The following is a 24,769-nucleotide window of genomic DNA, read 5'->3' on the forward strand; positions in this document are numbered from 1 at the left end:
TGCTCTAAAAGAAGAATTCGAGCAGTTTAAGGAACAAGCTTCAAAACCTCAAATGGTTTGGGTTTCTGGTACTTATTTAGGCAAAAATGAGGATTGCTATGGTCCAATCAATGCACCTCATATGATGAATACAAATGAATATCCTTTTGTATTAACCGGTCCTGATCCAGATATGAAGCATCCAAAGTATGATTATGCAGCTAACAAATGGATTGACCGTGGTGAAGCATACTATGAAGCACAGGTTAAGGAATTATCCAATGATTTAAAAGGATATACTCAAACTGTTTCAAATTTACAACAATCACAGAACGTAGCTATTAATCAATCAGCTCAATTGGCTAAAATGCTTGAAAGTTCAAAGCAATCACAAGAAGCTACGCAAAAGGCTTTACAACAATTGACAGTAATGGTTTCTAAGATTGTACAAACGGCACCAAGTTCAAATCCAACTTTTGAAAGTACAAGCAATGAAGAGAAACAACAATAGGAGGTATTTAGAATGACTTTTGATTTCAATGCAATGTGGTTTGACAACTATAAGGTTTGGTACGACTGTGGATGGTACACAAAGGAACAACTAAGATCGTTTGTACCAAATCTTTTCTTAAGCCCAGAAGGCTATGAAAAAATTACGGGTGATAGCTATGAAACACAGAATTAATACAAGTTTTATCTTGATTGGCTTAACCTTAGTGGCATTATCACTTTCATTTTTATCTGATAGGAATTTCTTCTTTTATCCGCCTGAGTGGGCACCAACTTTCAATGATATTAGGATTGATATTATTGGGATTATAACCGGCATCTTATTGATGATAGCCGGCTTTTTTAATCTCAAAAATGACTTTGTTGTTGGGATATTGCTAGCAGTTGCAGCAGCATTTGTTAGTTTCATGATTGCGATTGAACTCATTCATATTTATTTCGTTGGTGTATTCCGGTTAAAGCCTAGCATTATCCTTGATATTTATTTTCTGGTAAATATCATGCTGGCTGCCTATTATAGACGATCACACAAAAAACGATAACGGAGGTGTAGCACTTGCATGACTTAATTAATTTAATCCAAGTACTAACTCCAATCATCACAGGATTGTTTACCTTGTTTTTGAGTTCTGTCAAGAACAAACAGGATAGAATAGACGAGGAAAATGACAGATTAAGTAAAAGAGTTCAAACGTTGACATCCCGGGTTGAATACCTTGAAGCCGAAAACGATAGATTAAGAAGGGAACTGTTAAAAAATGACAATTAAAGACTATTTGTATCTATTTATTACTATTGCAAGTTGGGCACTAGCAGTAATTGCCGGCGTGTATGCTCATAACAAGCAAAAGATTAACCGTGCAACAAAGTTGGGACAGGTTTTAGACGCAATAGGCAAAGTTGCAACGTTTGCCGTTCATGAAGCTGAGTTTACTGGTATGGACAATGAAGCTAAGCGTGAGTATGCAAGTGAGATCATTTCACAGGCATTAAAAGTGGCCGGCTTGTCAGCAACGCCACAAGTCATTAATGGAGCGATTGAACAAGCAGTTAACGGAATGCACTTAGCAAATCAATCACTACCACAAACATCAGATGCAACCGCTGAAACAGTACCAGAAAACGACATTTTGAAACCAAGTATTGATGCTGAGAGCGCAATTGTAGAGCCTTCAAAAGTTGAAAGTGGTGTAACTGATCATGAATAGACAATACGGCATTGACGTTGCTACTTATCAAACAGCGGATTTAACACGCTATTATAATTGCGGTTCTAAGTATGTATTTGTTAAAGCAACCGAAGGAACTGGATACTTTAACCCAAAAGCAGTATCACAAGTTAGAAGCGCACATAAATTAAAGATGTTTGTTCATGCTTATCATTTTGCTACATTCGGCAATTCGGTCAGTCGGGCAAAAGCGGAAGCTAAGTACTTTGTATCACGTGCTAAGTATTTAAACATCAGCAAAAAACGTTACCTGGCCTTAGATTGGGAAACTGGTGATGGTAACGTAGTTGTTAATTCACGTTCAAGTAACACAAGTGCAATCATTGCTTTTATGAACGAAGTTAAAAAAGCCGGGTACAAGCCTATGTTATACAGTGGCGCTAGTTTGCTTAGAAACAATATTGACGCTGCAAAAGTAGTTAAAAAGTTTGGTTCATGTTTGTGGGTGGCATCTTACATGACTATGAACCCAATAAACAAACCTGATTTTAACTGGTTCCCGTCAATGAACGGAGTTGCGATATGGCAATTTTCTTCTAATTGGTGTGGGCTTAACGTTGATGGCAATATTAGCTTGATCAACCTACATGGTGAAAAGGTTGCTGAAAGTCATCAAAAGGGACCGACAAAAAAGCCGGTTAAAAAGGTTAGTGTGGTCTATGCTCCAATTATCAATAATGATCCTAATTGGAAAATAGCATTGCGAGATAAAGATGGTCATTTAACTGGTAAATATATTAGGACTGGTACGAGTTGGAAGGTCATTGATACGCTAACTATTAAAGGTGAAAAATACTACAAGTTGGGTACTGATCAGCAACTAGCACCGGCAAAATATTTTAAAGTCAAAAAATAAGTAATCAAATCTTACATACTAATAACCCTACTCGGTCAATTGCGACTGAGTAGGGTTGTTTTTATGCAAACTTTTGTAAAAGTTCATATTAACGATAAAAGTACAAAATTAGAAGACAAAAAGAAGACAATTTTTTAGAAATTGCTAGAAAATCATAGAATTTGTTAGAATTTATAGGAAAATAGAAAGGCGTTGGAATAGGCTTTACAGCGGTAATTCAACAATTTTTTCAAAAAATTTAAAAATAAAAAAATCAAAACTCCATTTTTTGCGTATATAAATATGGAGGGATTTTTTTATGAACAAAACAGATTTTATGCTTCGGTTGAAACTTCAACCGGGTATTGGTTATGTAAAAATGTTACAGATTGCCTGTAAGATTGATGTAGATGAGATTGATTTAGTTCAATTAAATGCTTTGGACCTGCCATATGAGCTAAGACAGGCATGCATCAAGGCATTTTTGGATGAAACAGCAGAGCTTTTGATCGACAAGATAAAAAAGCAATGTCAGGTAATTAGTTTCTTTGATCAAGAATATCCTAGCAAGCTACGACAAATATATCGACCGCCGTTAATCTTATTTGCTAGAGGGGATATTAGTCTGCTAAAAAAGGAGATAGTTACGATTGTAGGGTCAAGAATGGCAACTAATTATAGCCAAACTGTACTTACAAAATTAGTCCCTAATCTTGTAAAGGATCAAATAGTGGTTGCTAGTGGTTTAGCTAAAGGCGTCGATGCGATAGCACACCGAGCAACTTTAGATTCAGGCGGAAAGACTATTGCAGTTGTAGGTAATGGCCTCAATTATTATTATCCGAGTCAGAATGAATCTTTGCAAAAGAAAATAATTCAGCAAGGATTGGTTATAAGTGAATATTTGCCAGACACCAGACCTAAGCCATTTAGATTTCCAGAAAGAAATAGGATTTTGGCCGGATTAAGTAAAGCTGTGGTCATAACAGAAGCTAAAGTTAAGTCTGGTTCTCTTATTACAGCAAATTTAGCTCTGCAAGAAAATAGAGACGTTTACGCCTTACCAGGACCGATAACTAGTCCGCTATCTGAGGGGCCAAATAGGTTAATTGAGGCAGGCGCAATTCCAGTCACGGATTTTGTCTTAGAGAAATAAATTTGACAATTCACCTAATAATATCTTATGCTCAGTTTATCAATTGTATAAATCAAAAAAGATCAAAGGAGGCATTCAATGCCTACTAAAACAACAAAAACACGAAAAAGCAAAACTAGAGCAAAAGCAAGAAAAAATTTAGTAATCGTTGAGTCACCAGCCAAAGCAAAGACAATCGAGAAATATCTCGGTAGAAATTATCATGTAATTGCTTCAAAAGGCCATGTTAGAGATTTACCAAAATCTCAAATGGGAATCGATTTTGAAAACGATTATCAACCAAAGTACATTTCTATTCGTGGTAAAGGTGATACGATCAAGGAATTAAAGAATGAAGCTAAGAAAGCCAAAGAAGTTTACCTAGCATCCGACCCCGATCGTGAAGGTGAAGCTATCGCTTGGCATATTGCCCATATTCTAAAGCTTGATGAAAATGCTAAAAATAGAGTAACCTTTAACGAAGTTACAAAAGATGCAGTTAAAGAGAGCTTCAAGCATCCCCGCAGCATAAATATGGACACAGTCGATGCCCAACAAGCTAGACGTGTACTAGATAGAATAGTAGGATATTCTTTATCTCCAATTCTTTGGAATAAGGTCAAAAAGGGACTTAGTGCCGGACGAGTACAATCTGTTGCGCTTAAGTTGGTAATTGACCGTGAACAGGAGATCAAAAAATTCCAACCTAAAGAATATTGGACAATCGATGCAGAATTTACATTAGATTCTAAAACCTTTAAATCAAGCTTCTATGGTGTTGATGGCAAGAAGAAAGAATTGAACAATATTGAAGAAGTTCAAGCTGTTTTAGCCAAAATTGACAAGAAGGCAGAATTTAAAGTAGAAAAAGTTGTTGCTAGTGAACGTAGACGCCAACCGGTTGCTCCTTTCACCACTTCAACAATGCAACAAGAAGCTAATAAGCGTCTAGGTTATCGTACTAGAAGAACAATGAGCATTGCTCAACAGCTCTATGAAGGAATTAGTCTTGGCAAAGAAGGAACTGTAGGTTTAATTACGTATATGAGAACTGACTCAAAGCGTACATCTCCAGTTGCTCAACAAGAAGCATCTAAGTTTTTGACGGAAACATATGGTGCAGAATATGCTGCTAAGAGTCAAAGACATTTCAAGAATCAAGAAGACGCTCAAGATGCTCACGAAGCTCACGAAGCTATCAGACCAACTAGCGTTTACCGTACGCCAGATTCTTTGAAAGATGTCTTAACGACTGAACAATACCGTTTATACAGGTTGATTTGGTCTCGCTTTGTAGCAAGTGAAATGACGCCAGCTGTGTATGACACTATTCGTGCTGATATTGTTCAAAATGGCGTATTATTTAGAACCATTGGTTCAAAGATGAAATTCGCTGGTTTTACTAAGGTTTATAATAATAAGGAAGAAAAGAATTCAAGCTTGCCAAGTTTGCAAGAAAATGACCTAGTAAAATTGACTAAATCCGATAACAAGCAACACTTTACTTTGCCACCAGCTCGCTATACAGAAGCTAGTTTGGTTAGAGCATTGGAAGAAAATGGTGTTGGACGTCCATCTACTTATGCTCCAACTATTGATACTATTCAGCGTCGTTATTACGTTAAGCTTGAAGGCCGTTCTATCGTTCCAACTGAGCTAGGCGAAATAGTCGATCAACTTATTGAAGAGTTTTTCCCTGATATTGTTAACATCGACTTTACGGCTCAATTAGAATCTGATCTTGATAGTGTTGAAGAAGGCAAGAAGAACTGGATCAAGGTTGTTGATGAGTATTACCAACCATTGAAGAAGGAACTCGATACTGCCAGCAGTAAAATCGAAAAGATTCAAATCAAGGATGAGCCAGCAGGTTTTGATTGTGATATCTGTGGCGCACCAATGGTTATTAAGCTTGGTCGCTATGGTAAGTTTTATGCTTGTTCTCGCTTCCCAGATTGTCGCAACACTAAGCCAATCACTAAGAAGATCGGCGTAGTTTGTCCTAAATGTCAAAAGGGCGAAGTTGTTGAGAAAAAATCGAAAAAGAACAGAAAATTCTACGGCTGTTCTCGTTATCCTGAATGTGATTTTGTTTCTTGGGATCAACCAGTTGGACGTAATTGTCCAAATTGCGATCATTATTTGGTTCAAAAGAAGAGCAAGAAGGCTTTAGTAGTTTTATGTCCAAATGGCGACTATCGCGAAGAAGCAAAAGAAGACGCTGACGAATAAAATAGGGTATAATATCATCAAATGGTTTTTCATTTGATGATATATTTCTTTCAAAATAATAATTTAAAGGATGAAGATAATGACACAAAAAGTCACTGTTATAGGCGGTGGCCTAGCAGGTAGCGAAGCTACTTGGCAATTGGCCAAAAGGGGCATCGAAGTAGACCTCTATGAAATGCGTCCTGAAAAAATGACGCCAGCTCACGAAACTAAGGAATTGGCTGAACTTGTTTGTACAAATTCAATGAGATCCAATCAATTGTCTAATGCGGTAGGTCTTTTAAAAGAAGAAATGCGACAGATGGATTCTCTAATTATGGAAGCTGCAGATAAGACACAGGTTCCAGCCGGAGGAGCATTAGCCGTTGACCGGGATAGTTTTAGTCAATATGTTACTGATAGAATAAGAAGTTTGGATAATGTTACTATTCATACAGAGGAAATTAAGAATATTCCTACTGATGGAATAGTAGTTATTGCAACGGGTCCTTTAACTAGTGACGATTTGGCAAAGAATATCCAACAATTTTCTGGTAGCGATAGCTTGCACTTCTTTGATGCGGCAGCTCCAATCGTTGCGGCTGATTCAATCAATATGGACATTGTTTACAAGAAGTCTAGATATGATCGCGGAGAAGCTGCTTACTTGAATTGCCCAATGAACAAGGAGCAATATGAAACTTTCATCAATGAACTTATAAAAGCAGAAACAGCAGAATTACATGGATTTGAAAATAGTGAAGTCTTTGAGGGATGCATGCCAATTGAAGTTATGGCATCTAGAGGGTACAAGACCATGCTATTTGGACCTTTAAAGCCTGTTGGTCTTGAAGATCCACACACTGGTGAAACCCCATATGCAGTTGTTCAATTGCGTCAAGACAATGCTGCTGCTTCAATGTACAACATTGTTGGTTTCCAAACTCACCTAAAATATGGTGAACAAAAACGCGTATTTTCTTTAATTCCTGGTTTAGAGAATGCTAGATTTGTTCGTTATGGTAAGATGCACAGAAATACTTATATTGCATCCCCAGAGATTTTGTCAGCTAGCTATGAAAGCAAGAAACAAAAGGGATTGTTCTTTGCAGGACAAATGACCGGTGTAGAAGGCTATGTTGAAAGTGCTGGATCAGGTTTAGTAGCAGGAATCAATGCTGCTAGAGAAGCAATGGAACAAGAGCCTGTAGCTTTCCCAGTTGAGACAGCTTTAGGATCAATGGCTAACTATGTTACTACTACCGATGCCAAGCATTTCCAACCAATGAATGCTAGTTTCGCATTGATTCCAGGACTAGAAGGCAAAAAAATCCGCAATAAGCGCGAAAGACATGAAAAAATTAGTGAACGTGGTTTAGAAAGCTTGGCACAGTTTAAGACAACAGTTCTTGATTAAAATGCAAAAAGATGAATTACAACTATTTATTGACTATTTGAAAAGTGAAAGGAATTATAGCGACAAAACTATTAGTGCTTATCAAACGGACTTGCTAAAGGCAAAGTCATTTTGGCAGGAAAACGGTGGTTTTGATGGCTGGACTACTATTCAATCTAGGGATATTGAAGTATACCTTCAATACATAGCTGATAATGATAATCTCAGTCGAAGTTCGCAAACTCGCAAAATGTCCGCATTGAGGTCCTTTTATCGATTTTTGACTAGACGTCATATCGTCAAAGTTGATCCAACACAGACAATTGCTTTAAAAAAGGGTGAACGGCGCTTACCAGAATTCTTTTACAGTCAAGAAATTGCCAAAGTTATTGATAGTCTTTCAGGATCTGATCCATTAAGCCAGCGAAATTTAGCTTTGTTTGAATTGCTGTATGCAACAGGGATGCGTTTAAATGAGGTAGCAAATTTAAAAGTCAAACAAATTGATTTAGATACGACCACAATTTTAGTCCACGGAAAAGGAAACAAGGATCGAATCGTGGTCTTTGATTCCAATACTAAACGTGATCTAGAAAATTACCTAAACGATGGACGCAAGAAGTTATTAGTCTTGGCTAATGATCCAACCGAGTACGTATTTCTTAATCGATTTGGACGAAAAATTTCAAATCGAGGAATAGAATCTACTATGCAAAGAGTCTTTAATAAGGCTGGCATTGCCGGGAAGGTCCATCCCCATGAACTGAGACATTCTTTTGCGACAGCGATGATACATAATGGAGCAGATCTTAGAACAGTTCAAGAATTGCTAGGACATAGCAACTTATCGACCACGCAAATCTATACCCATGTGACAATGGCTCATTTGCAAGATGAGTACGATAAATTTTTCAATCAAAAAAGAAAGGAAAATAAATAAAATGACAACGATTTGTTCAGTTAAATATAATGGCAAAACGGCAATTGCTGGCGATGGTCAAGTTACCTTAGGCGAAAAAGTAATTGCTAAGGCAACTGCTAAAAAGATTCGGAGAATCTACCATGATCGAGTAGTTATTGGATTTGCCGGTGGTGTTGCTGATGCGGTAAGTTTGCAAGAAATGTTAGAAGGCAAACTTGAAAGCTTCGGAGGCGACTTGAGAAGAGCAGCAGTTGAAATGGCTCAATCCTGGAGAAAGGATCCAACCCTTCAAAAGCTAAATGCGATGGTGATTGCTTTTAATGATCAAGATCTATTGCTAATTTCTGGTAATGGCGAAGTCCTAGAACCAGATGAAAATGTTGTAGCAATTGGTTCTGGTGGTAATTTTGCTCAAGCTGCAGCAATTGCTATGACTAGACACTCAGAAGGAATGGATGCCACTGAAATTGCTAAAGAAGCTGTAAAAATCGCTGCTGGAATTGATGTATTTACTGATGATCATATCACCACAGATGAACTATAAGGGAAGAAAAAATGGCTATTAAGACACCAAAAAAGATCGTTGAAATTTTAAACCAGTATATTATTGGACAAGATGATGCTAAAAAAGCTGTAGCAGTTGCACTTTACAACCGTTACCGCAGAATGCAATTGTCTCATGATATGCAAAAGGAAATAACACCAAAGAATCTTTTGATGGCTGGACCAACTGGTGTAGGTAAGACTGAAATTGCACGTCGATTGGCAAATATCGTAGATGCACCTTTTGTTAAAGTAGAAGCAACTAAGTTTACTGAAGTAGGTTATGTTGGTCGAGATGTTGAATCAATGGTTCGCGATCTAGTAAACGAAGCTGTTCGAATGGAAGAAAAGGACGAATTCGAAGATATTCGTGGCAAGGCAGAAAAAGAAGCAAATAAGCAATTAGTTCGCTTGCTTGTTCCTAATCCAGTTAAAGAGAATAAAAACAATGATCTAATGGATATGATGAATATGCTTCGAAGCTTCGATGGTTCTAACATGAATGATGACAACAACGAAGAGGACAATGTTAGCGATGAACTTCGCGAAAAGCGGTTTGAAGTTGCTGAAAAGTTGAAGCAAGGCTTGCTTGAAAACGAAGAAGTAACTGTTGAAGTTGAACAAGCTCCAAAGGTCAACCCAATGGCTGAAATGATGGGCGGTCTTGATATGAGCTCCATGATGAGCAATTTGATGCCAAAGAAGAAGGTTAAACGTACCTTGCCTGTTAAGGATGCACGTGAACTTTTGATTCAAGAAGAGTCACGCAAGATGGTTGACTACGACGCCTTATACCAAAAGGCGATTACTCGTACAACTAATAACGGAATCATCTTTATCGATGAAATAGATAAGATTGCAGCTGGAAATAAAAATACTTCTGGCGAGGTTTCTCGTGAAGGCGTACAAAGAGATATTTTGCCAATCGTAGAAGGATCAACTATTCAGACTAAGTATGGTCCTGTATCAACTGACCACATCTTGTTCATTGCTGCAGGTGCTTTTGCTGAAAGCAAGCCAAGTGATTTGATCCCAGAGTTGCAAGGGCGTTTCCCAATTCGTGTAGAATTAAATGCTCTTACCAAAGATGACTTTGTAAGAATTCTAAAAGACCCAGAAAACTCTCTTTTGAAGCAATATATCGCTTTGCTTAAAGCAGATGGTATTAAATTGATCTTTACTAAAGAAGCGGTTGATCGTATTGCTGACATCGCTTTTGAAGTCAACCAAGGAACTGATAATATCGGAGCTAGAAGATTAGCAACAATTTTAGAAAAATTGCTTGAAGACGTTCTTTACGAAGGTCCAGACATGGAAATGGGCGAAATTACTATTACAGAAGCCTATGTTGATGAAAAGTTAAAGGATATCATCACTAATAGAGATCTTACTAAATTCATTTTATAGAGACTTTTGATAAAACTTTATTCATTTGTGATATAATTAACATGATAGTTGAAAGTTTTATAGCATTTTATAGCAGAGGGACTATATTATGGATTATGTAATTAAGAATAATATTTTAACTGTGACAATCTCTAGTCATGGTGCTGAGGTTCAAAGCGTTAAGGGAAATCACAGTGATTTTGAATATATTTGGCAAGCAGATTCCGAAGTTTGGGGGAGACATGCACCTGTTCTTTTCCCAATTGTAGGCCGGCTGAAAAATGATGAGTACACATATAAAGGCGAGACTTATCATTTGGGCCAACATGGATTTGCTCGCGATCAAGAGTTTGAAGTTGAACGACAATCTGTAGAGAGTATTACATTTTTGCTTCGTGACAGTGAAGAAACTCGTAAAGTATATCCATTTGAATTTGAATTTCGCGTTACTTACAATTTGTTGAACAACTTACTTGAAGAAAACTTCTCAGTCGTTAATAAATCAACTGATGAAATGATCTTCGGAGTAGGTGGTCACCCAGGATTTAATGTTCCTGTAAACGAGGAAATTAGTAAGAATGATTATTTCTTCTCATTCCAACCTTCAGTTGCTAGAATCAAGATTCCTTTGTCTGGAGCATATCTTGACTGGGAAAATCGTTCTCTTGGTTCAACTGATAGCTTGATTGAATTAAGTAATGAACTCTTTAAAAATGATGCTCTAATTTATCAATTAAAGGGTCACGACAATAAAGTTTCTTTGAAAACTCAAGCAAGCGATTATCATGTAAATGTTTGGACAAGGGATGCACCGTTTGTTGGCGTATGGTCCCAATATCCTAAGACTGCTGATTATGTATGTATTGAACCTTGGTGGGGCATTGCTGATAGATCTGATAGCAATGGAAAATTAGAGGATAAGTACGGCATGAACCACTTGCAGCCTCAAGCAACCTTTAACGCAGGATTTAGTATGGTCTTCCATGCTGAGAAGGAATAATACTGAAGGCAGATATTAACAAGAATATATTGATTTTAAAAGTTGGTTAGTCTTATTTGGGATTGCCAACTTTTAGTTTTTTTGAGAGCAATAATATGAACAAATTTAAGATAGCTTATTTAAAAACTCTACCAGCTAAAGAAATAGAATCAGCAATAAAAATATTAGCTGATAAGTATCCTGATTTAAGCTTTAATCAAAAGGCAATCAGTTATGATGAAAGTATACGGCCAGATGAAGACTATGATCTGATTATCACTAGTCTAAGAGACTGTTCTGGCGAGCAATTTTCTAAAATCGAACTTGCTAGATTACCGTTAATGGTTACCATCTTGAGGGATATTTTTCCTTCATGGCAGCAAACAGTAGAGAAGGAAGAATTGACGAGTTTCACTTGTTTAATCCCAGCGACAACTGAAGAGGATTTGAGTGAACTTCACTATTATCGCGATATATTAAAGATTTCTAGCAAATTTTTAGCTGTAAATAGTTATAGCGAAGCAAATTTGCTTGCATCGACTGATTCAGGATATATGGTAATAAGTGAGCCGCTGGCTTATTATGCATCCCCACAACTACAGAAGTTGTTTTTATTAGAAAACGGAAAGCAAGTGTATCAAGATGTATCTTTGCTTGTAGCTTCAACCCAGCTTCCTAATGAAGTAGCAGAGGATTTTGGACAAATTGTTCAAGGTCAGTTCAATTAATTCGGATAAAATAAAAATCTGTCAGCAATTGACAGATTTGTTTATTTATTCTTATTGGCTTTGGATTTTTTGAGATGATAATATAATCCAAAATGAACCATGTTTTCGTTACCACTGATGATTCTCTTAATATTGCTACGATGGCTCCAGAAGATAAGCACTACTAACCCAAAGCTCATGATGCTTAACGCAGTATCATGGAAAAATAGAGATGCGATAAATATTAGAACTACGGATATTAAGCTGGTAATAGATACGGTACTAGTAAGGAAAAGCAATGGGATGAAAATTACAGCGCAGATTAAGAAAAATTGGAGATTATATCCAAGAATAAATCCAGCTGAAGTAGCAACGGCTTTCCCACCCTTGAATTTTAAAAAGATCGAAAAGGCGTGTCCCAAGATGGCAGCTAGTCCAAAAATTATACATACCCAATGTGGTGCATCAAGTTTGAAGATAATAGGCAGGCTAGTAGCCAAAGTGCCTTTGAAAAAGTCGACTAAGAAAACGAAAATCCCAGCTTTTTTCCCAAGCACTCTAAATGTATTCGTAGTACCAATATTTCCGGAACCATAATCGCGTATGTCTTTATGGAAAAATATTTTTCCAATCAATACGCCAGTAGGAAAAGAACCGACCAAATATGCTAAAATAAGTAACGATGCAAATTTTAATGCAGTCATAACTAACAACTCCTAACTATGCTATTTTACTTTAGCAAAAATAGACTTACAATACACGGAGTTGAAAAAATAAATATTGGAGGAATTTTGTGTCTAAGGCAAATACTTATGATGATTCATCAATTCAAATTTTGCATGGATTAGAAGCCGTTAGAAAACGTCCAGGTATGTATATCGGTTCAACGGACATTCACGGCCTAAATCAGCTTGTATATGAGATTGTAGATAACTCTGTCGATGAGGCAATGGCTGGGTACGGTAAGCAAATAGATGTGACCATTCATCAAGACAACAGTATCACAGTTAGAGACTTCGGACGTGGAATGCCTACAGGGATGCATAAGTCTGGAAAACCTACTATTGAAGTTATCTTGACGGTGTTGCACGCCGGAGGTAAGTTTACCGAACAAAATTACAAGACTTCCGGTGGTCTTCATGGGGTAGGTTCTTCAGTCGTAAATGCTCTTTCTAGCTATATGAAAGTTAGAGTTGTTCGTGATGGAAAAGCTTATGAAGAAGAGTTCGAAAATGGTGGACATCCAATTGGAACTTTGAAGTTCGTTGGCAACACTAAAGACAAGACTGGAACAACGATTACTTTTAAACCTGATGCTTCAATCTTTTCTACAGTTAAGTACAAATATGAGACGATTCAAGAGCGTATCCGCGAGTCTGCCTTCTTGCTTAAGGGTGTCGAGTTTAACTTAACCGATGAACGTGAACCGCAACATCATGATACCTTTAAGTATGATGATGGCATCAAGTCTTTTGTCTCATATTTGAATGAAGGAAAAGGTACTATCAGCGATGTCTTTTATTTTGAAGGACAACAAGATGGTATGGAAATTGAATTCAGTGGCCAATATAGCGATGGATATTCAGAAAACCTTGTTTCATTCGTTAACAACGTTCGTACTTCTGACGGTGGTAGTCATGAAACTGGTGCTAGATCTGGTTTTACTAAGGCCTTTAACGAATATGCCAAAAAGCAAGGCTTGCTAGGCAAAAAAGATAAGCCAATCGATGGTTCTGATTACCGCGAGGGATTGAGTGCAGTTTTATCGATCAAGATTCCAGAAGAGTTGCTAGAATTTGAAGGACAAACTAAAGGCAAGCTTGGTACTCCACAGGCTAGATCAGCTGTAGATTCACTTGTTTATGAAAAGATGTCTTACTACTTGATGGAAAACGGTGAACTTGCTCAAGAGCTAGTAAAGAAAGCTCAACGTGCTCGGGATGCAAGAGAAGCAGCTAAAAAGGCTAGAGATGAGAGTAGAAACGGTAAAAAGAAGCGCAAAAAAGAAGTTCTATCTGGCAAGCTAACGCCTGCTCAATCAAGGGATGCCAAAAAGAATGAATTATTTTTGGTCGAAGGTGACTCTGCCGGTGGATCTGCTAAGCAGGGCCGTGATCGAAAGTTCCAGGCTATTTTGCCATTAAGAGGTAAAGTTCTTAATACCCAAAAGGCCAAGTTGCAAGACATCTTCAAAAATGAAGAAATCAATACGATGATCTACACTATCGGAGCTGGGGTAGGTACAGAGTTTAAGGTTGAAGACTCCAACTACGATAAAGTAATCATCATGACAGACGCGGATGACGATGGTGCCCATATTCAAATTCTATTGTTAACATTCTTCTATCGTTATATGCGTCCAATGATCGAGGCTGGAAAAGTGTACATTGCTTTGCCACCGCTTTACCGATTACAAAAAGGACACGGCAAGACTTCTAAAGTTGTTTATGCATGGACTGATGAAGAGCTAGCTGATGAACAAAAGAAGATGGGGAAAGGATACTCACTTCAAAGATTCAAAGGTTTAGGTGAAATGAACGCTGAACAATTGTGGCAAACTACAATGAATCCTGAATCTCGGATGTTGATCAGAGTTAGAATTGACGATGCTGCTGTTGCGGAAAGACGAGTAACTACTTTAATGGGTGATAAAGTAGAAGCTAGAAGAAAGTGGATAGAAGAAAACGTCAAATTCCGAATAGGTGAAGAAGGCTCACTTTTAGATAGTGATAATGACTAAAAAGGACTGATAGATAAGAATGGCAATTGAAGAAAGAATTCGTGAAATGCCGCTCGAGCAAGTTATGGGGGAGCGATTTGGAAGATATTCCAAATACATAATTCAAGAAAGAGCTTTACCTGACATTCGAGATGGTCTTAAACCAGTACAGCGTAGAATTTTATATGCGATGTATAAAGACAACAATACTTATGATAAAGCTTTTAAAAAGGCAGCTAAGGCCGTAGGTAATATCATGGGTAACTATCACCCACACGGAGATAGTTCCATCTATGGAGCCTTGGTTCACTTATCACAAGATTGGAAAATGAGAGAGCCTTTAGTAGAAATGCATGGTAACAATGGTTCTATGGACGGGGATGGTCCGGCAGCCATGCGTTATACTGAATCTAGATTGAGTAAAATTTCCAACCTACTGTTACAAGACATTGATAAAGATACAGTAAATATGGTTCTAAACTTCGACGATACCGAATATGAACCGACAGTTTTACCAGCTAGATTTCCTAATTTGTTAGTAAATGGTTCAACTGGAATTTCTGCTGGTTATGCAACTGAAATTCCACCTCATAACTTAGCTGAAGTCATTGATGCAACAATTTATCTATTGAAGCATCCCGACGCAAGTTTAGATGACTTGATGAAATATGTCCAAGGACCTGATTTCCCAACTGGTGCCATTGTTATGGGCTCTAAAGGTATCAAAGAAGCATATACATCTGGCCGAGGACGGATTCAAGTCAGGGCAAAAACAAACATTCAAGATATCGCAGGTCATCGCCAACAGATTGTAATTACAGAGATACCATTTGATGTAAATAAGGCTTTGCTTGTTAAGAAAATAGATGAAATTCGACTAAATAAGGAAATCGACGGAATTTCAGAAGTTCGAGATGAAACTGACCGTCATGGTTTATCTATTGTTGTTGAGCTTAAAAAGAATGCAGATGCAGAGAACATCTTAAATTATCTGTTAAAGAATACTGATTTGCAGGTTTCTTACAACTTTAATATGGTCGCAATCGATCATATGACGCCTATGCAAGTTGGCTTGAAACAAATCTTGAGTTCTTACTTAGAACACGATATTCAAGTAGTAACTAAGAGAACCCAATGTGATTTGAAGAAAGCGGAAAATCGTCTTGAGATCATTGATGGTTTGATTCATGTGATGGATATCCTAGATCAAGTTATCAAGACGATTCGTGCATCTAAGAATAAGGCAGATGCCAAAACAAATTTGGTCAAAGAATTCCAATTTTCTGAGCGTCAAGCAGAGGCTATTGTTTCTTTGCAATTGTACCGCTTGACTAATACTGATATTAAAGCCTTGGTTGCTGAACAAAAAGCTTTGACAGAACAAGCTGAAAGGTATCGTCGGATTTTGAACGACCGATCAATCTTGGAAAAAGAAATCATCAAGGAACTTCGCCAAGTCAAAAAAGACTTCGGTAGTCCAAGAAAGACTGAAATTTCGACAGAAGTAGCGAAGATTGAAATTGATGAAAAGGCATTAGTTGCCGACGAACAAGTACGAGTATTGATCAGTAGGGATGGATATTTGAAGCGCTCATCTTTAAGATCATTCCAATCAACTAGTGATGATGACAATGGTTTGCCAGAATCGGATGTTATAGTTTACGAAAAAACAATATCCACTTTGGCCAACCTATACTTGTTTACTAATAAAGGGAATGTCATCTACCGTCCAGTCCATGAATTAACAGAAACCAAGTGGAAAGAAACAGGACAACACTTATCTCAAGAATTAGGCTTATCTGCTAGCGAACAAATTATTCGAGTTTTCGAAATCGATGATTTGGCTGATGAGCAGACTAACTTCTTATTGGCAACTAACGATGGATATATCAAGCAATTAAACTTGAACAACTTGCAGCCTACTAGAACCTATCGTTCAAGAGCTATCTCTGCAATGAAGATGAAATCTGATAGCAGTGTAGTTGTTAGAGTAGACAAAATAAAACGCGATACTAAGCAAGAGATTGTTTTATTCACACATAAAGCTTATGCTGTACGATACAATATTGATGAAATACCTGAATCTGGTGCTAAAGCCGTAGGTGTAAAGTCCGTCAACCTCAAAGACGATGATTTTATTGTTAACTATGTATTGCTCGATCCAATATATGTAGATAATACAAGAGTAGGTATTATTACTGATCGCGGAGCATTTAAGCAATTAGAAGCTAATAGCATTAATAAAGTTTCTAGAGCCAAAAGAGGAGTTTTAGTTCTTAGAGAACTTAAGACAAAACCACATCGAATAGCTGCCTTAGTTGCTTATGGACAAAACCATGTATTGAAATTAGTAACAAGTAGTTTACGAAAATTTGATATCAATACATCAGATTATCCAATTAGTGATCGTTATTCAAACGGATCTTTTATTATTGATCCAACTGTCGATGGTAATCCAAATAAATTATTGCTCGGTAGACCACTAGCAGACTAAAAAGAGTTGAATATTATAGAAAATCAAGTCGATAAAAAGACCTGATTTTTTAATTTTTATTATTTTTATTAGTTTTCAGTAGCTATATTTTGACAGTTTAACTTTTTAAGTACACAATAAGGATGTAAGGCTTAATATTTATGTATTACTTAGAAAGAGGCAATATACTATGCCTAAAACAGATACAATTCTCTCAGCAAAGGCATTACGCTACTTCCTGCAGCTGACCGAGACAATGAACTATACACAGGCTGCACAAATTTTAGGAATTACACAACCAGCATTAACACAACAGATTAAGAAACTAGAACATGCAATTGGCGCTCCTTTATTTGGGCAGGTAGGAAAGAAACTTTATCTAACCGAAGCAGGTAAAAAAATGGAAGCTGCTTCATCGTCGTTATTGGATACTATAAGCTCGGTAATCAATGATATTCAAGAGTTTACACAGATTGATCGGGGTACTATTACAATTGGCATCCTAAAGACCATTGATTTACCAATTTTTAACAAGTTTTTGGCTACTTTTAAAAATAAATATCCAAATGTTGTTTTACGAGTTGAAACATATGAAAGAGAACGGCTATGGCAATTGCTTGATACTAACGCTCTTGACGTAGCAATTATGTACTTGCCAGATAATACTAGAAGAGATCATATTAATCTCCATCATCAATATAATCATCTCAATGTTGTAGATGATGAAATAGTAATTTTATCTCATGATCCTGACTTAGAAGCAAATGTTTCATATCCTGTAGGTGAGTTTGTTAATTCAAAATGGATAGCTTATCCAGATACCTTTTACTTAACTCAGATAATAAGAGATAGTTTTGGCCCTAAGCATTCCATGGATATTGTTGGTAGTTTTACTGATTCGCGAGATTTGGTAAACTTTGCGACAGAAACCAACTATAATACTTTCGTTACTAGGACATTTTTTGAACAACATAGAGATAGCATATCTTTAACGCCAGTATTTCTTAAACGAAATCGGAAATTCAACATTTCAATTGTTTATAGCAAGAGCAAAGTTGAAGTACCACGGATCAAGAATTTGATTGATGAATGGAAAAAGTATATTAACTAGAGTAATTAGTCTTTTAAAAAGGCTGATTACTTTTTTGTAGCTAGTAAAAAGAATAATCTTTATGGACTAGATAGACAGAATTTAGTAGACTAGTAGTGAATGTTTTTTGAATGAAAGAGGAAGTTTATTAATGGAAAAAGAATTCATTTTCGGACACCAAAATCCTGATACTGATGCAATTGGTACTGCAATTGCTTACTCATATTTACAAAACAAGTTAGGTTACAACACTGAAGCTGTTGCTTTAGGTGAACCCAATGATGAAACTACTTATGCACTTAAGACTTTTGGCTTTGAAGCACCTAGAGTCATTGAAAAGGCTGCTGATGAAGTTAAGGCAGTTATGTTGGTAGACCACAACGAACCTCAACAAAGTGTTTCAGATATTGACCAAGTTAAGGTTACTCACGTAGTAGATCACCACAGAATCATGAACTTTAACACTGCTGATCCACTATATTACCGTGCAGAACCAGTTGGATGTACTTCAACTGTAGTATGGAAGATGTTTAATGAACAAGGTGTTGAAATTCCAAAGAACATTGCTGGTATTATGCTTTCAGCAATTATTTCTGACACTTTGCTCCTAAAGTCACCAACTACTACCGATTTTGATAAGCAAGCCGTTGAAGCTTTGGCTGAAATTGCTGGCGTTGACTACAAGGAATATGGTTTGACTATGCTTAAGGCTGGTACTAACATCGCATCTAAGTCTGAAGAAGACTTGATTGATTTGGATGCCAAGAGCTTTGAATTAAACGGCCATACTGTGCGAGTAGCACAAATTAACGTAGTTGACTTAGCAGAAGCTATGGAACGTAAGGAAGCATTCCTTTCATCAATGTCTCAAGCTTCAGAAGCTAACGGTTATGAAATGTTCATGCTTTTGATTACTAATATTCTTGATTCAGATTCTGAAGCATTAGTAGTTGGTAGCGATGAAACCAAGGCTTTATTTGAAAAGGCATTTGATGCAAAATTGGTAGATTCAGAAGTTAAACTTCCAGGCGTTGTTTCAAGAAAGAAGCAAGTAGTTCCACCATTGACTGAAGCTTTCGAAGGATAAGATCAAGCTTTTAAAACTTTAAAAAGAGGGAAAAGACGACTAACTCTAGCCGTCTTTTCTAATTTATGCTATAGGAGGAACAGATTTTGTTTCCACAATTAAACCTAGATAAGTTGGAAGGACCAACTGCAGTTATCAAAACCAATAAAGGTGATATAAAGGTAGTTCTATTTGCTAAAGAGGCTCCAATGACAGTAGAAAACTTTGTTCGTTTAGCAAAGAAGGATTACTATAACAACACTACTTTCCACCGAGTAATCAGCGACTTTATGATTCAAGGAGGGGATCCTAAAGGTGATGGTACAGGTGGTGAGAGTATTTGGGGACATCCATTTGAAGATGAATTCTCTCGTAATTTATTCAATTTAAGAGGGGCTTTATCAATGGCCAACTCTGGTCCTAATACTAACGGAAGTCAATTCTTTATCGTTCAAAACAAGAACATGCCAAAAAGATACATAAGAGAAATGGAACCTGCTGGTTATCCTAAAGAAATCATCAAGGCATATAAGCAAGGTGGAACCCCATGGCTTGATGGTCGTCATACAGTATTTGGACATGTAATTGAAGGAATGGATGTTGTTGATACAATTGCTAAAAGTAAAAAAGACAGCATGGATCGTCCTATAGATTCAGTTGTTATTTCAACAATTGAAATTTTAGATGAAGTTTCTAAATAAAAATTATAAATAAAATAGCGCCAAGCTACTTACATCAAAGTATAAGCTTGGCGCTATTTTTGAATCTTAAAGAAATCAAATTATTCGTTTGCTTCCTTTAAGAGAATAATAAATGCTTTGCACATTTTTTCTGCTCTCTCTTTTGGCAACTTGCGCAATTCATTAGCAACTTTCTTAATGAATACAGGAGTACTGTCTTGAACAACTTCACTATTTCTGACTTGTTTTTCGCGATATGCGTTGTTAACAATATCTGGAGTAGTGGTGTTTAAGGCGCGAGCAATAGAATCAAGTTTTTGAATACTGATGTTCTGATCCTTGGTTCTTTCCAAACGAGAAATAAAGTTCACAGAAAGATCGCTTAATTCAGCCAAATCCTCCTGAGTCAATTTTTGTTCACGTCTACGACGAGAAATTTCAGCACCTAGATTAATGCTCATAAAACACTCAATCCTTTCAATAAATTTTTGATTACTAAAGATTATAGGCAAAACCTAGTTCAAAAAATTCTGATAGCTAGCATTTATATGATGTAGGTTCCTGTGTCAAATAGGGTAATAAACACTAGTATTTTTTGAAAAAAGTTATAACTGTAAATAACACTATTCAGTTAACGATTTACGCGCATATAAACTAAAGTGGTTAAAGCATGTATACTCTATCTTCCATGCATATTTTTATTTTATAGCATTTATGTCTATTATCAAATATAATTTATTCTTTTTATGTAAATTATGTGGTATCAAAGATCACATATGTATTAGAAAAAGTATAGATATTATAAGTGAGAACAAACATTAATAATGGAGACATATGCTATCTTCCTCAATTAATATTATGAACGATTATTTCTAAAAACACAATAAAAAAGACTTATTCTGTGATAATTATCCAAGAAAATATTTGAATTAATACAAAAATAAAACCAGAAATAGGGAAAACAATCACCGGAATAATACTTAAAATCAGCAAAACAAGATCCAGAATGCTGTGTATACGTAGTGTTTTAAATCTCTTATCTTTAATGGGAATGTCGTTGTCGATCAAAAGGACATATTCCAAAAGATAGTAGGAAATACACCATAATAAATATACTAAATAATAAAAATAAGCTGGAATCTTTGCCATAGGATGTTCGCTTAACCAACCAGTAGCCATAGGAAATAAACTCATCATCATTAACCAAAGAACGTTTATCCAGAATCCACGTTTAGTTCGGAATTTTGATTTCTAATGCCATAATAGTCATTAAAATAGCAATTATGGCGTCGCTTAATGCCTCAAGCCGAGATTTATTAATCATTTATTTTTACACCTCACAATTTAAATGATTTTAGTAACTTGATCTATTATACGAAATTCTAACTTATTTGTCCTGATAGGTGATTTGGTAATTAGATCATTATGTTCGCATAATGTATATTATGTAAAGCTGAATAAAAATTATGAAGATAGCTGCAAATCAAAATGTATTTTAGTAGCAATTAAAGTTGGCATAATTGATCGTGTTTATTTTGAATAACTTTGGTTATACGCAACAGTTTATCCTAAACTAAAAAACTTTTAGGCAAATAATTTTATTGATCATCTTAATTATCAACTTATACTGTATCAAGCATCTGACAAATTATTCCTAAGTGCGATTATTTGTCTATGCTGAGATCGACATACGGTCAAATAAATACATCTAATGAATGATTGACTGTAATCAGACTAATAAATTTAAATTGCTGAATATTTATTTGAGAATTACATTTAGCAATTTAGCAACTAATGATTAGTTGATTAGTGATATAATAGCGATTTATTTAGTAATTTGAGATAGATAGAAGCTTTTTCAAGCATTGAAAAAGCGCATGGAATCAGCAATTAGCGATATTTTTAAGTCTATAATTTGAACGGAAATCAAAGCAATTTTATAAAACATGGAGTTATTTCGACGTATTTATTTTTGCTATTTTATGCTATCATTAAAATTATAGTTTTAATGATAGGTAAAGGATAAAATTACGAATAAGCTTGACCAAATATTTATAATTCAAGCTTTATAACTAGCTCTATGAATTTTATCAAATAAAAATTATGTTTGATCGCTTAGGTTATTGTTATCTGCTTTTTAGTGACGATGCTGAAGTTTTGGTTTGCAATTTTTCCCTATTTCCTATCATTGATAGTTTGTAAATATTTTTTATTGGAGACTAAACTCAATTATGGAAACACAAAAATATCTAAAACTCATTGAACTAGAATTATCTAAAATGCCAGATTTTGTTAAACAGTACTATTTAGGTACACATCATTCTTTGACTACTACCTATCAATACTTAACAGAAATTCGAAGATTTTTTGATTGGCTACGACAAGAAAACTATGATTCTGCTACAAGTAATAAAGATATTGACATTAAGACTCTAGAGAATCTCCTCCGCAGCGACATAATGCTTTTCATTGATAATTTGCAGCATACTAAAAACCAACAAGGAAGATTAAACTCTCCTACTACAATCAATCGAACGATTAATGCTTTACGCTCATTGTATAAATATCTAACGATTACTGCAGACAGCAATAATGGTAATCCTTATTTTGAACGAAATGTGATGCTTAAGATCAATTCTTTGAATAGCAACCAAACTTTAAATTATCGGGCTCACGTTTTAGAATCGCACATGTATACTGGAAATCGAAAGTATGAGTTCTTGCAGTTTATAGATAATGACTATGAAAAATATTGCAATCGCCAGTCTTTGCCTGGATTTAAGCAAAATAAAGAAAGAGATTTAGCCATTATTGCTTTGATTTTAGCAACTGGAATTAGAGTTTCTGAGTGTGCTGGAGTTAACCTAAAAGATCTTAATCTCAAAGAATCTAGTTTAGATGTTGTCAGAAAAGGTGGTCAAAAAGACAGTGTTCCGATTGCAAGTTGGGCTCTAGAATATTTAAATATCTACAAAGATATTCGAAATGAACGCTACAATAATTTGGATAATAATGTAGCGTTTTTTCTGACAACTTGGCATGGACAAACAAGAAGAATGACGACTAATGCAATTGAAAAAATGGTCAATAAATACTCTGCTGCTTTTGGTCATCCGTTGACTCCACATAAGCTAAGGCATACTTTAGCCTCAGAGTTGTATGAAGTGACTAAAGATCAAGTCCTAGTCGCTCAACAACTGGGTCAAAAAGGAACAACAGCTACAGATTTGTACACTCATGTTGACCAAAAGAAGCAAAAAGACGCCCTAAATAGCATAGATAAAAAGCAATAACAAAAATGTAATCTCTAGAATTAATTGGCTTAATCCGATAACAAATGAGTTATATTAACGCGATAGCAAAAATGTTATCGAATTTATCCTTGTAAATAAGGTTATAATATTTTTATTATTGAAGGAAACAAAAACAAAAAAGCCTACTGACTAAAATTAATCAGTGGCTTTTTTGATTCATCTTATAAACTTTCAAAATCTATCTTTTCGATGTCAATCATCCAAGCGATCGCAATTGACTTTTCACCTAGGTGTGTAGCTATAACTGGACTAAACTCAGCTACATCTACTGGCATACCTGGAAATTCCGAATTGATGAAGTCATGGATTTCATCTGCTTGCTTTAAATCATTGGAATAAAAGACAAATAAGCGTAGCTTGTCTTTGTATGACAAATCCGAAGTGCGGTCAAGAGCTATCTTTTCAATTCTCGATACTGCTCTCTTCATGGACCGTATCTTGTCAAATGCGACGATTTTTCCATCTTCAAATGTTAATAATGGCTTAATATGCAACATGGTGCCGATAAATGCACCCGCATTGCTTAATCGACCACCTCTACTCAAGTTCATTAGATCGTCAACAACAAATAATTCGTCGATTGTGTCTCTAATCTTGTCTAGCTTTGCAACTATTTCATCAGGCTTAAAGCCCAACTTGATCATTTTAGCTGCGGCTAAAACCAAGTATCCTTGTAATTTAACAGTCATCTTTGAATCGTATGGATACAAGTTATACTCAGGATTATTATGAGCAATGTTTTGTAAAGTAGAATTGTATCCTGAAATACCGCTTGATAGAGTAATATCAATAATAGCCTCATAGCCTTCGGCATGTAATTTATTGTATAACTCAATCATTTTTCCCATACTTGGTTGGGATGTTTTTGGAAATGCGGCACCATTTCGTTGCATTTCAAAGAGTTTTTCAGATGTGATATCGATGCCTTCCATGTATTCTTTATCTCCGATGATAACCGGAATAGGCATCACAATTATGTTGTTCTCTTCAATTTCTTTTTGAGTTAGAACACTAGTACTATCGGTCACTAATGCAATCTTCATAGAAAACCCCTTCATTATTCGATTTCATATAGAAGGAATTATAGCACAAAAACGAGCTATATCATAATCGACCAATTACGCTATTCGGTATATTTACTTAATTTTTCTAATTCTGACGCAAAAATCTTCGTATGATCCTCATCTAATTGAGCAAGCAAGCCCTGCTCTATTTCACTTAATTCTTGTTCCAACTCCTGTGCCTTTTTGAGCCCTGCGGAATTTAAATTAACATTTTTGCTTGAGTCATTCAGCAAGCGAGTAATTGAAATATACTCCTGAGTTTTTTTCTGCTGCAATTGTCTGCTCAAGGTTGATAGCGAAATATGCAACTCGTTTGCCAGCTCTCCCATAGCTAGAGGTTGATTATTGCTGTGGTAGAAAAAAAGCAATAATCTAGTTTGTGAAAGATTGAGTCCGCATTTGTGATTTATTTCCTTTTTGATATACTCAGATATCGCACTAAAAGATAAAACGTCCATCCTTATAACCCTTTTTCTCCAAAGTGATAAGCATAGGTAAATTATATCATTCATAACAATTTATTGTCAGCCT

General features: G+C 35.9%; 25 protein-coding genes. 19 read left to right on the forward strand and 6 right to left on the reverse strand.

Annotated features, from left to right (window positions below; translation table 11 throughout):
• The 13 genes from BN53_RS09725 to BN53_RS06300 form a co-directional block, all read left to right on the forward strand.
• Positions 1-490 (forward strand): exocyst complex component 4 (locus BN53_RS09725; protein WP_040537372.1); only part of this gene is annotated, 490 nt, incomplete at its 5' end.
• 12 nt (positions 491-502) lie between these two features.
• Entirely contained in the window at positions 503-664 is a 162-nt protein-coding gene (locus BN53_RS09480) for an XkdX family protein (RefSeq protein WP_009560091.1), read from the forward strand.
• A complete protein-coding gene (locus BN53_RS06245; RefSeq protein WP_040537373.1) occupies positions 648-1,031 on the forward strand; it encodes a hypothetical protein in 384 nt (127 codons plus the stop codon). Before BN53_RS09480 ends, BN53_RS06245 begins: the two co-directional genes overlap by 17 nt.
• 216 nt (positions 1,032-1,247) lie before the next feature.
• The gene (locus tag BN53_RS06255) at positions 1,248-1,697 is read left to right on the forward strand and encodes a phage holin (RefSeq protein WP_009560093.1); all 450 of its coding nucleotides are present in this window, start codon (positions 1,248-1,250) and stop codon (positions 1,695-1,697) included.
• Entirely contained in the window at positions 1,690-2,574 is an 885-nt protein-coding gene (locus tag BN53_RS06260; protein ID WP_009560094.1) for a GH25 family lysozyme, read from the forward strand. Before BN53_RS06255 ends, BN53_RS06260 begins: the two co-directional genes overlap by 8 nt.
• Before the next feature lie 298 nt (positions 2,575-2,872).
• Complete coding sequence (gene dprA / locus BN53_RS06265) at positions 2,873-3,709, forward strand: DNA-processing protein DprA (RefSeq protein WP_009560095.1); 837 nt, start codon at positions 2,873-2,875, stop codon at positions 3,707-3,709.
• A gap of 78 nt (positions 3,710-3,787) precedes the next feature.
• The gene (gene topA / locus BN53_RS06270; RefSeq protein ID WP_009560096.1) at positions 3,788-5,920 is read left to right on the forward strand and encodes a type I DNA topoisomerase; all 2,133 of its coding nucleotides are present in this window, start codon (positions 3,788-3,790) and stop codon (positions 5,918-5,920) included.
• Positions 5,921-5,999: 79 nt separating this feature from the next.
• Positions 6,000-7,316 carry a methylenetetrahydrofolate--tRNA-(uracil(54)-C(5))-methyltransferase (FADH(2)-oxidizing) TrmFO gene (gene trmFO / locus BN53_RS06275; RefSeq protein WP_009560097.1) on the forward strand — a complete coding sequence of 439 codons (1,317 nt, stop codon included), beginning with the start codon at positions 6,000-6,002 and terminating at the stop codon, positions 7,314-7,316.
• On the forward strand, positions 7,312-8,235 hold the full coding sequence (gene xerA, locus BN53_RS06280; RefSeq protein WP_133286448.1) for a site-specific tyrosine recombinase/integron integrase: 924 nt from the start codon (positions 7,312-7,314) through the stop codon (positions 8,233-8,235). Before trmFO ends, xerA begins: the two co-directional genes overlap by 5 nt.
• A 1-nt stretch (position 8,236) precedes the next feature.
• Positions 8,237-8,761: an ATP-dependent protease subunit HslV gene (hslV, locus tag BN53_RS06285; protein WP_009560099.1), complete on the forward strand. Its 525-nt coding sequence runs from the start codon at positions 8,237-8,239 to the stop codon at positions 8,759-8,761.
• Positions 8,762-8,772: 11 nt separating this feature from the next.
• Complete coding sequence (gene hslU, locus BN53_RS06290; RefSeq protein ID WP_009560100.1) at positions 8,773-10,167, forward strand: ATP-dependent protease ATPase subunit HslU; 1,395 nt, start codon at positions 8,773-8,775, stop codon at positions 10,165-10,167.
• Between the two features lie 88 nt (positions 10,168-10,255).
• Entirely contained in the window at positions 10,256-11,146 is an 891-nt protein-coding gene (locus BN53_RS06295; protein WP_009560101.1) for an aldose 1-epimerase family protein, read from the forward strand.
• 95 nt (positions 11,147-11,241) lie between these two features.
• Complete coding sequence (locus tag BN53_RS06300) at positions 11,242-11,853, forward strand: hypothetical protein (RefSeq protein WP_009560102.1); 612 nt, start codon at positions 11,242-11,244, stop codon at positions 11,851-11,853.
• Between the two features lie 41 nt (positions 11,854-11,894).
• Here the strand turns inward: BN53_RS06300 and plsY are convergent, their stop codons facing one another.
• Entirely contained in the window at positions 11,895-12,536 is a 642-nt protein-coding gene (plsY, locus tag BN53_RS06305; protein ID WP_009560103.1) for a glycerol-3-phosphate 1-O-acyltransferase PlsY, read from the reverse strand.
• Positions 12,537-12,625: 89 nt separating this feature from the next.
• Between plsY and parE the strand changes: the two genes are divergently transcribed.
• The 5 genes from parE (at position 12,626) to BN53_RS06330 (ending at position 19,881) form a co-directional block, all read left to right on the forward strand.
• Positions 12,626-14,572, forward strand: a complete 1,947-nt coding sequence (parE, locus tag BN53_RS06310) for a DNA topoisomerase IV subunit B (protein WP_009560104.1) — start codon at positions 12,626-12,628, stop codon at positions 14,570-14,572.
• A gap of 19 nt (positions 14,573-14,591) precedes the next feature.
• Complete coding sequence (gene parC, locus BN53_RS06315; RefSeq protein WP_009560105.1) at positions 14,592-17,045, forward strand: DNA topoisomerase IV subunit A; 2,454 nt, start codon at positions 14,592-14,594, stop codon at positions 17,043-17,045.
• A 169-nt stretch (positions 17,046-17,214) separates the two neighbouring features.
• On the forward strand, positions 17,215-18,135 hold the full coding sequence (locus tag BN53_RS06320) for a LysR family transcriptional regulator (RefSeq protein ID WP_009560106.1): 921 nt from the start codon (positions 17,215-17,217) through the stop codon (positions 18,133-18,135).
• A gap of 130 nt (positions 18,136-18,265) precedes the next feature.
• Entirely contained in the window at positions 18,266-19,201 is a 936-nt protein-coding gene (locus BN53_RS06325) for a manganese-dependent inorganic pyrophosphatase (RefSeq protein ID WP_009560107.1), read from the forward strand.
• An 83-nt stretch (positions 19,202-19,284) separates the two neighbouring features.
• Positions 19,285-19,881, forward strand: a complete 597-nt coding sequence (locus tag BN53_RS06330; RefSeq protein WP_040537375.1) for a peptidylprolyl isomerase — start codon at positions 19,285-19,287, stop codon at positions 19,879-19,881.
• A gap of 80 nt (positions 19,882-19,961) precedes the next feature.
• Here the strand turns inward: BN53_RS06330 and BN53_RS06335 are convergent, their stop codons facing one another.
• The 3 genes from BN53_RS06335 to BN53_RS10105 form a co-directional block, all read right to left on the reverse strand.
• Positions 19,962-20,321 (reverse strand): helix-turn-helix domain-containing protein, encoded by a 360-nt coding sequence (locus BN53_RS06335; protein ID WP_009560109.1) that lies wholly within the window; start codon positions 20,319-20,321, stop codon positions 19,962-19,964.
• A gap of 433 nt (positions 20,322-20,754) precedes the next feature.
• On the reverse strand, positions 20,755-21,039 hold the full coding sequence (locus tag BN53_RS09640; protein WP_056936253.1) for a hypothetical protein: 285 nt from the start codon (positions 21,037-21,039) through the stop codon (positions 20,755-20,757).
• Between the two features lie 52 nt (positions 21,040-21,091).
• Positions 21,092-21,184, reverse strand: coding sequence for a TMEM175 family protein (locus tag BN53_RS10105; protein WP_009560110.1), 93 nt, complete (start codon positions 21,182-21,184; stop codon positions 21,092-21,094).
• Positions 21,185-22,091: 907 nt separating this feature from the next.
• Here BN53_RS10105 and xerS point away from each other — a divergent pair.
• A complete protein-coding gene (gene xerS, locus BN53_RS06345; RefSeq protein WP_009560111.1) occupies positions 22,092-23,153 on the forward strand; it encodes a tyrosine recombinase XerS in 1,062 nt (353 codons plus the stop codon).
• Positions 23,154-23,335: 182 nt separating this feature from the next.
• Here xerS and BN53_RS06350 read toward each other — a convergent pair whose 3' ends face one another.
• Positions 23,336-24,217: a DegV family protein gene (locus BN53_RS06350; protein ID WP_009560112.1), complete on the reverse strand. Its 882-nt coding sequence runs from the start codon at positions 24,215-24,217 to the stop codon at positions 23,336-23,338.
• Positions 24,218-24,297: 80 nt separating this feature from the next.
• Positions 24,298-24,696: a MarR family winged helix-turn-helix transcriptional regulator gene (locus tag BN53_RS06355; RefSeq protein ID WP_009560113.1), complete on the reverse strand. Its 399-nt coding sequence runs from the start codon at positions 24,694-24,696 to the stop codon at positions 24,298-24,300.
• Between the last annotated feature and the right edge of the window lie 73 nt (positions 24,697-24,769).

Origin of the sequence: Lactobacillus pasteurii DSM 23907 = CRBIP 24.76 (assembly GCF_000297025.1) — a bacterium.
Lineage (GTDB): Bacteria > Bacillota > Bacilli > Lactobacillales > Lactobacillaceae > Lactobacillus > Lactobacillus pasteurii.